Genomic DNA, 7,191 nt, shown 5'->3' on the forward strand with positions numbered 1-7,191 from the left:
GTAATTGCCTGCAACTTTACGTGCAATTTTCTTATTAAATGACAAAAATAGCAAATAAGTTTAGATGTCTGGGCAGAATTTCAACCTTTACGGTTTTTTTTAATTAAAAGATTCATAAGTTCTTAATTATATCATATTTTTTATCGGTTTCAGATAACTAGGATTGTATTTGCCAAGATAATACTATCAAAATGCATAGATTATCTAATTTTAGCTTTTTTAAATTTTAGTTTTTCAGATTTACAGATTTTAGTTACTTTTGGTAATTAATACACCAAAAAATGTAAATTAATAATTGATAAAATTTTTGATAAGTAACTAGAAAGTGACATTTCCCAAAGCATTACTCTCAAGCAAGAGGTTTAAAGCTTCTCAATTTCAAATCCTCATAGCAGATAGTTTGACTATTTTTTGGGGAGATTGGCTTGATTTACGTGTAAGAATAGTACAAGTTGCTGCATCAGGCTTAATATCTCCACTTATATACATTTTAGCTTTTGGATTGGGTTTGGGTAGTTCAATCAAACCAGACTCAGGAATCAGTGGTAACTATGACAACTATTTAGAATTCATATTACCGGGGATGGTAGCGCTGTCGTCGATGACCATTAGCTTTGGTGGGACAACATTTTCGATTTGCGGGGACAGAATCTTTACCAAAACCTTTGAGGAGTTGTTACTAGCCCCCATACATCCGTTAGCGTTGCACATCGGTAAAATGCTAGCAGGGATAGTGCGGGGGTTGATGACTTCTGGTTCAGTGATTTTAGTAGCAGTGCTGTTAACCGGAAACTGGAATTTTCTCAACCCACTATTTCTACTGTTGGTAGTACTGAATTGTGCTGTATTTGCAGGGTTGGGGGTGATTGTCGGGTTGAGTGTGCGATCGCTAGAATCAGTAGGACTCTACAACAACTTTGTGATCATCCCCATGTCTTTTTTAGGGGCTACTTTCTTTGATCCTGGAACATTACCAGTTGCCCTGAAAGCCGTTGTTTACCTGTTACCGTTGACTTATACCAGCATCGGATTGCGTGCAGCGGCTCATTTGCCATTATCTCAGTTTCCTTGGTACAGCGTGCCGATTTTGCTAGTGATAGCGATCGCCCTTTCTCTGTGGGGTGGTTATAAATTTGCTCATCAACAAGATTAATATCTTCGCTTTATAGTTCGAGAGTTTATGCTGATCCGCCCTGCTACACCAGCTGATGTCCCCGCAGTTTTACCAATGGTTGCTAAGATTTGTGCTTTGCATAAGTCCTGGGATTCTGCCAAGTATGGTTTTTTACCACATCCAGAACAGCATTATGAACAATGGTTAAGGCGGTTGGCAAATAACGAGCGTAGCGTATTTTTAGTATCTGAGGATCAAAGCCAACTGGTAGCATTTCTAGTAGCAACAGTAGAACGAGAAATACCAATTTACCGTTTACAGGAATTTGCTTTTATTCACGATCTCTGGGTTGAGCCAGAATATCGCCAAAACGGACTTGCAAGACAAATGGTGACACTAAGTGTTGAACGCTTTCATCAAATGGGTGTTAACCAAATTCGGCTAGATACAGCAGCAGTCAATGAAGCTGCACGCCGATTGTTTGCATCCTGTGGTTTTCGCGCTAGCACTATTGAAATGCTGATTGAAGTCATTAGTCATTAGTGATCACTAAATGACTAACGACTAATGACAAAGGACTAACTAGCCAACAGCGTTTTTTCTAAAGGCGTCCAACGGAAGTAGCGATCGCCACCCCTCTCAATGACTACTTTTACTCGTGGTTCCAAACTAGGTAAAGTTACTAAAAACTCAAGTTCCTGATTGGAAAGAATATGTCCTTCAATAATCCATAAAACCAGCCCCTTTGATTTTGGTGGTAACTGCTCTAAGTGAGAATTGATAATTGGTGGCGCATAATATACAGCACCCACCGCTGCACCACTACCAGTGCTTTTTTTACCAAGATGAGGAGGTCTGACTCCATGAACTCTTGTGAGATATGCAGCCACATCCCCCAGTCCCCTAGCAGTAATGTGGAGGGTATTATAGCCGGCTGCACGCAGTCGGCGTTGATAACGTCCCTCGTAACCTCCTTCTAGAGGTACGTACACACCAAGAGCGCCAAATTTTTCCAGGTCGCGGATCAAAGCGTTACCAGTGGTAATCAATGCCATAGATTTTCGTCTTATCCCACTCAGATATCTCTATTATTTACCGTGAACCGCGAGATTGAGTTCAACAATAACTTATGAACTAGATTTGGTTCACTTGATGAGGCTAATAGGATTTTAAGTTTTGAATTCTCTGTTCTGTATTGAACACACTTTCTACTTTTAGCTGGAAAGAGAAATATTACTCAAAATTCAGTACTCGGTCTTTTGATTCACAATTCCCCGCGTCAGCCCTACAATGTTGCGTGAGTTGCTAGATAAATCATCGGCGCTTTCGGAAGCATCTGTGATGATTGCAGACTTTGTTGCTTGATTTGCTGCGATCGCCTCAACCTTTAGGTTAACCATTTCGCCTCTTACCCTTGGTATATCAGCAAAGAGAGGGATTTAGTCGAATCCCTAGACAAAAATAAATAATTAATATATATTATTAGATTGTGACCAAACGTGGAAATTAAGCTGCTTTTGTCGCAACTGTTTGAGTAAGTTCAAGCATTAAACATTAATGCCTCAATTCTAAATTGGATAAGCTGACTCAAATTGGTTAAAACACTGGTAGGCTAGATATGCCGCACAGTCAATCATAAGCTCGTGGCTTAGAATCGAAACTAGCCATGAGGTAAAAGCTACATTCACTCCTGTAGCCCCTGAAAAACTAGGCAAAACCTTAAGCTATTGTTTAAGGTATGTAGTGAAGTAGAAGCTGAGCAGTAATGTTGGTTTCATCGCTTTGCATCAGTCTCAGTTAACGGATACTGAGCGGAAAATAACCGCTTAAGTCCAACTACAACCAGGAAGTGCCAGAGCAATTGCTTGGACAAAAGCATTGCTGCACACAGCTTGAAGCTGTAGCGCCTTGCATCATTCCAGAAGATACTCCTTCCTAATGGGAAGAAGATTGTGGCTGTTCTAGTGAGCCAGTGAGTGAAAGTAAGCGATTCACCAAACAGTATGGACACAGTTTGGTGCGTCCTGAGAAATTTGGTTCGGCCTCAGCTGCGCCAAATTTTGGAGGCCTCTCCACCCAAGACCAATGTTGACAATCACGTGTCCTCTAAAGTCCAATTCCAAAGTCAGCAAGTAGAAAGGAGAACCAGTCACAGTGTCAGTAGGTATTCTCGGCACCAAGCTGGGTATGACCCAAATATTTGACGCGGCAGGAGTAGCTATTCCCGTCACCGTTATCCAAGCAGGGCCATGCACAGTTACACAAGTTAAAACTAAACAAACCGACGGTTACGCTGCTATCCAAGTCGGCTATGGTGATGTTAAACCAAAAGCTCTAAACAGACCACTGTTGGGTCACTTGGCTAAATCATCTGCTCCAGCATTGCGTCATTTAAATGAGTATCACACCGATACTTCTGGTGATTATGCTTTAGGTCAGCAGATTAAAGCAGATATTTTTAGTGAAGGTCAAATAGTCGATGTAATCGGTACAAGTATCGGCCGTGGTTTTGCGGGGAACCAGAAGCGCAACAACTTTGGTCGTGGGCCAATGTCACATGGTTCCAAAAACCATAGAGCGCCAGGTTCTATTGGTGCTGGTACAACACCAGGTCGTGTCTATCCAGGTAAGCGGATGGCAGGGCGTTTAGGCGGTAAACGTATCACAATCCGCAAGCTGACTGTAGTTAAAGTAGACGCGGAACGCAACTTATTACTAATTAAAGGAGCTATTCCTGGTAAACCAGGGGCATTAGTGAACGTTATACCTGCAAAAAAAGTTGGTAAGTAGTCAAGAGTCAAGAGTCAGTAGTCATTGGACTATGGACTATGGACTAATGACAAATGACAAAGGACAAATAAGGAAAATGGTTGAAAGTGTAGTTAAAAATTGGCAAGGGGAACAAGTCGGAGAAAAGACCTTCGAGTTGCGAGTTGCTAAAGAGGAAACAGCAGCGCATATTGTGCATAGAGCCTTGGTACGACAATTGACCAATTCTCGCCAAGGAACTGCCAGTACAAAAACTCGTTCCGAAGTTAGAGGTGGTGGTCGCAAACCTTGGCGGCAAAAAGGTACTGGTCGTGCTCGTGCAGGTTCTATTCGTTCACCACTATGGCGTGGTGGTGGTGTGATATTTGGGCCAAAGCCCAGAGACTTCAATCTGAAGTTAAACCGCAAAGAACGGCGTTTGGCACTGCGAACAGCGCTGGTCAGTCGTATTAACGATTTGATTGTAGTAGAAGAATTTGGCAACGAGCTATCTCGTCCAAAAACCAAAGAATTAGTGGCAGCACTTGCTCGTTGGGGAGCAGCACCAGAAACTAAGACACTGTTAATTTTGTCCGAGTTTCCTGAAAACGTATATTTGTCAGCCCGCAATATAGAAAATTTAAAGCTAATTGCCGCTGACCAGCTAAATGTTTACGATTTGCTGCACGCTGACAAGATTGTAGTAACGGCATCAGCTATAGAAAAAATTCAGGAGGTCTACAGTGCCTAGCTTTGACCCCCGCGATCTTGCCGACTTAGTGCGTCGCCCAATTGTCACAGAAAAGGCGACCATGCTGATGGAGCAGAATAAATACACTTTTGAAGTAATTCCAAAGGCAACTAAGCCAGAAATCAAAGCTGCGATCGAAGACTTGTTTCAAGTCAAGGTTGTACAAGTTAATACTACGTTACCACCGCGCAAAAAACGGCGTGTTGGCAGATTTATTGGTTATAAGCCCCAATATAAGCGAGCCATAGTTACTATTGCTCCTGGGGACGAAGACAAGATTAGACAAGTTCTATTCCCAGATGTTTAAAAAGTGATGAGTTACCAATGAGTTACTAGACTCAAAACTCAGCACTCAAAACCACTTGCGTTAACAGGATGTCTTTGACAAGCCGCCCGCTCTTTGAGAATCGGCTTTGCGTTTACCGAGCGTCTATGCCGGGAATCGGCGCACCCTGCGGGACTTGTTACAGACTTTTTTCTACAACGCGGTGGTTCCTCAGCACGAGCTAGACCCCGCTACGCTAAAAGCACTAAGCACTCAGCACTTTAAAGATATGGGTACTCGTTCCTATCGCCCTTATACCCCCAGCACTCGCCAAGTTACTATCTCCGACTTTGCGGAAATTACCAAAACCGAGCCTGAGAAATCGCTAACGACATCGGTACATCGTGCCAAAGGTCGGAATAATCAAGGACGGATTACTAGCCGTCGCCGGGGTGGCGGACACAAACAGCTTTACCGCATCATTGACTTTAAAAGGGATAAACGTAATATTCCTGCCAAAGTCGCAGCTATTGAATATGATCCCAATCGTAATGCTCGCATTGCCCTTTTGTATTACCAAGATGGCGAGAAGCGTTACATTCTTCATCCCAATGGGTTGAAAGTCGGAACAACAGTTATTGCTGGGTCTGAAGCTCCCTTTGAAGATGGTAACGCCTTACCTCTCTCAAACATTCCCTTGGGTACAAGTGTTCACAACGTGGAATTGACTCCTGGTAAAGGTGGTCAAATCGTCCGTTCTGCTGGCGCTAGCGCTCAAGTAGTCGCAAAAGAAGGTAACTATGTAACTCTTAAGTTGCCGTCGGGAGAAGTCCGCTTGATTCGACGTGAGTGCTACGCCACGATTGGACAAGTAGGCAACACTGATGCCAGAAACCTGAGTGCAGGTAAAGCAGGGCGAAATCGCTGGAAAGGTCGCCGTCCCAAGGTCAGAGGTAGCGTCATGAACCCAGTTGACCACCCTCACGGCGGTGGTGAAGGTAGAGCACCCATTGGTAGACCTGGCCCTGTAACACCTTGGGGTAAACCTACGTTGGGTGCAAAGACACGCAAACCTAAGAAACCCAGCAGCAAATTGATTGTGCGTCGCCGCCGTAAATCCTCTAAACGCGGTCGCGGTGGTCGTGAGTCTTAATAAGTTATGAGTAGCGAGTGCTGAGTGAAATTAAACAACTCAAAACTTAATACTCAAAACTTCAGACTCAAAACTTAAAATTTAGAACTCAGAACTCATCACTCAGCACTTAAGATTATGGGTCGTTCTCTAAAAAAAGGGCCTTTTGTGGCGGATCATCTGCTCAGCAAAATTGAAAAGCTGAATGCTAAAAACGAAAAGCAGGTTATTAAAACTTGGTCGAGAGCCTCGACAATTTTGCCTCTAATGGTGGGTCATACCATCGCTGTTCACAACGGACGCCAACACGTTCCAGTGTTTGTCAGTGAGCAGATGGTGGGACACAAGTTGGGAGAATTTGCCCCAACACGCACCTATAGGGGTCATGGTAAAAGTGACAAAAAAGCAGGTAGGTAGTCATTAGTCATTAGTCATTGGTCATTAGCTAAAGACAAATGACAAAGCGCAAAGTCTGAGCGCCGGCTTCCGGCGATTAAAACTTTGTAAGAAACGACGAATGATAAATGACAAAAATGGAGAAAATTATGGCTACTGATACTACTGAAGTAAAAGCGATCGCCCGTTTTATACGCATTTCTCCTTATAAAGTGCGTCGTGTACTCGATCAAATTCGGGGGCGCTCATACCGTGAAGCGCTAATTATATTGGAATTTATGCCCTATCGAGCTACTGAACCTATATTGAAGGTTCTTAGAAGCGCTGCCGCTAATGCTGAGCACAACGCTGGGCTAGATAGAACTGAGTTGATTATTACTCAGGCATACGCTGATCAAGGGCCAGTTTTGAAACGCTTCCAACCTAGAGCGCAAGGTCGAGCTTACCAAATTCGCAAGCCGACGTGTCACATCACTGTAGCTGTTGCTGCTAATACCACTGCCCAATAAGCACGCTTACACCAAAAATTGCGTAAAGTAAGAAATTTTAGAGGAAGCATTTGTGGGACAGAAGATTCATCCAGTTGGTTTTCGCCTGGGTATTACACAAGAGCATCAATCCCGTTGGTTTGCCGTTCCTGAACGCTATCCAGAACTTTTACAAGAAGACCACAAACTCCGTCAATACATAGAAAAAAAGCTGGGTAGACTTGCTCAAAACAACGCCGGGATTTCCGAAGTGCGGATTGAGCGCAAAGCTGACCAAATTGACTTAGAAGTACGTAC

10 protein-coding genes and 1 pseudogene are annotated in these 7,191 nt (G+C 43.4%); 9 read left to right on the top strand and 2 right to left on the bottom strand.

The annotated features are described in order from the left end of the window. The first annotated feature begins 325 nt into the window (after positions 1-325). Positions 326-1,153 carry an ABC transporter permease gene (locus FNW02_RS14235; protein ID WP_191758185.1) on the top strand — a complete coding sequence of 276 codons (828 nt, stop codon included), beginning with the start codon at positions 326-328 and terminating at the stop codon, positions 1,151-1,153. Positions 1,154-1,180: 27 nt separating this feature from the next. Continuing rightward, positions 1,181-1,657 carry a GNAT family N-acetyltransferase gene (locus tag FNW02_RS14240; RefSeq protein ID WP_191758186.1) on the top strand — a complete coding sequence of 159 codons (477 nt, stop codon included), beginning with the start codon at positions 1,181-1,183 and terminating at the stop codon, positions 1,655-1,657. A 35-nt stretch (positions 1,658-1,692) separates the two neighbouring features. On the opposite strand, the gene ndhN is transcribed toward FNW02_RS14240, so the two are convergent. Continuing rightward, positions 1,693-2,169 carry an NAD(P)H-quinone oxidoreductase subunit N gene (gene ndhN, locus FNW02_RS14245; RefSeq protein WP_191758187.1) on the bottom strand — a complete coding sequence of 159 codons (477 nt, stop codon included), beginning with the start codon at positions 2,167-2,169 and terminating at the stop codon, positions 1,693-1,695. Between the two features lie 189 nt (positions 2,170-2,358). After that, entirely contained in the window at positions 2,359-2,514 is a 156-nt protein-coding gene (locus FNW02_RS14250; RefSeq protein ID WP_191758188.1) for a hypothetical protein, read from the bottom strand. Positions 2,515-3,268: 754 nt separating this feature from the next. On the opposite strand from FNW02_RS14250, the gene rplC reads away from it, so the two are divergent. From rplC to FNW02_RS14290, 7 genes and pseudogenes are all read left to right on the top strand, one after another. After that, positions 3,269-3,904: a 50S ribosomal protein L3 gene (gene rplC, locus FNW02_RS14260; protein WP_191758190.1), complete on the top strand. Its 636-nt coding sequence runs from the start codon at positions 3,269-3,271 to the stop codon at positions 3,902-3,904. A gap of 76 nt (positions 3,905-3,980) precedes the next feature. Beyond that, positions 3,981-4,613, top strand: coding sequence for a 50S ribosomal protein L4 (gene rplD / locus FNW02_RS14265; protein WP_191758204.1), 633 nt, complete (start codon positions 3,981-3,983; stop codon positions 4,611-4,613). Then, positions 4,606-4,920, top strand: a complete 315-nt coding sequence (locus FNW02_RS14270) for a 50S ribosomal protein L23 (RefSeq protein WP_191758191.1) — start codon at positions 4,606-4,608, stop codon at positions 4,918-4,920. The genes rplD and FNW02_RS14270 overlap by 8 nt, the downstream gene beginning before the upstream one ends. A 247-nt stretch (positions 4,921-5,167) precedes the next feature. Next, the gene (gene rplB, locus FNW02_RS14275; RefSeq protein ID WP_191758205.1) at positions 5,168-6,031 is read left to right on the top strand and encodes a 50S ribosomal protein L2; all 864 of its coding nucleotides are present in this window, start codon (positions 5,168-5,170) and stop codon (positions 6,029-6,031) included. A 117-nt stretch (positions 6,032-6,148) separates the two neighbouring features. Continuing rightward, the gene (gene rpsS, locus FNW02_RS14280) at positions 6,149-6,427 is read left to right on the top strand and encodes a 30S ribosomal protein S19 (RefSeq protein WP_191758192.1); all 279 of its coding nucleotides are present in this window, start codon (positions 6,149-6,151) and stop codon (positions 6,425-6,427) included. Positions 6,428-6,555: 128 nt separating this feature from the next. Further along, a complete protein-coding gene (rplV, locus tag FNW02_RS14285) occupies positions 6,556-6,915 on the top strand; it encodes a 50S ribosomal protein L22 (protein WP_191758193.1) in 360 nt (119 codons plus the stop codon). A gap of 52 nt (positions 6,916-6,967) precedes the next feature. Then, positions 6,968-7,191 (top strand): annotated as a pseudogene (locus tag FNW02_RS14290) (30S ribosomal protein S3); the annotation flags it as partial.

It is taken from the genome of Komarekiella delphini-convector SJRDD-AB1 (assembly GCF_014831675.1).
Lineage (GTDB): Bacteria > Cyanobacteriota > Cyanobacteriia > Cyanobacteriales > Nostocaceae > Komarekiella.

What these genes read in the sequence shown, in the direction of transcription:
- FNW02_RS14240 (WP_191758186.1), top strand. Translation starts at nt 1,181, where the DNA reads ATGCTGATCCGCCCTGCTACACCAGCTGATGTCCCCGCAGTTTTACCA.
- ndhN (WP_191758187.1), bottom strand. Translation starts at nt 2,169, where the DNA reads ATGGCATTGATTACCACTGGTAACGCTTTGATCCGCGACCTGGAAAAA.
- FNW02_RS14250 (WP_191758188.1), bottom strand. Translation starts at nt 2,514, where the DNA reads ATGGTTAACCTAAAGGTTGAGGCGATCGCAGCAAATCAAGCAACAAAG.
- rplD (WP_191758204.1), top strand. Translation starts at nt 3,981, where the DNA reads ATGGTTGAAAGTGTAGTTAAAAATTGGCAAGGGGAACAAGTCGGAGAA.
- rplB (WP_191758205.1), top strand. Translation starts at nt 5,168, where the DNA reads ATGGGTACTCGTTCCTATCGCCCTTATACCCCCAGCACTCGCCAAGTT.
- rpsS (WP_191758192.1), top strand. Translation starts at nt 6,149, where the DNA reads ATGGGTCGTTCTCTAAAAAAAGGGCCTTTTGTGGCGGATCATCTGCTC.
- rplV (WP_191758193.1), top strand. Translation starts at nt 6,556, where the DNA reads ATGGCTACTGATACTACTGAAGTAAAAGCGATCGCCCGTTTTATACGC.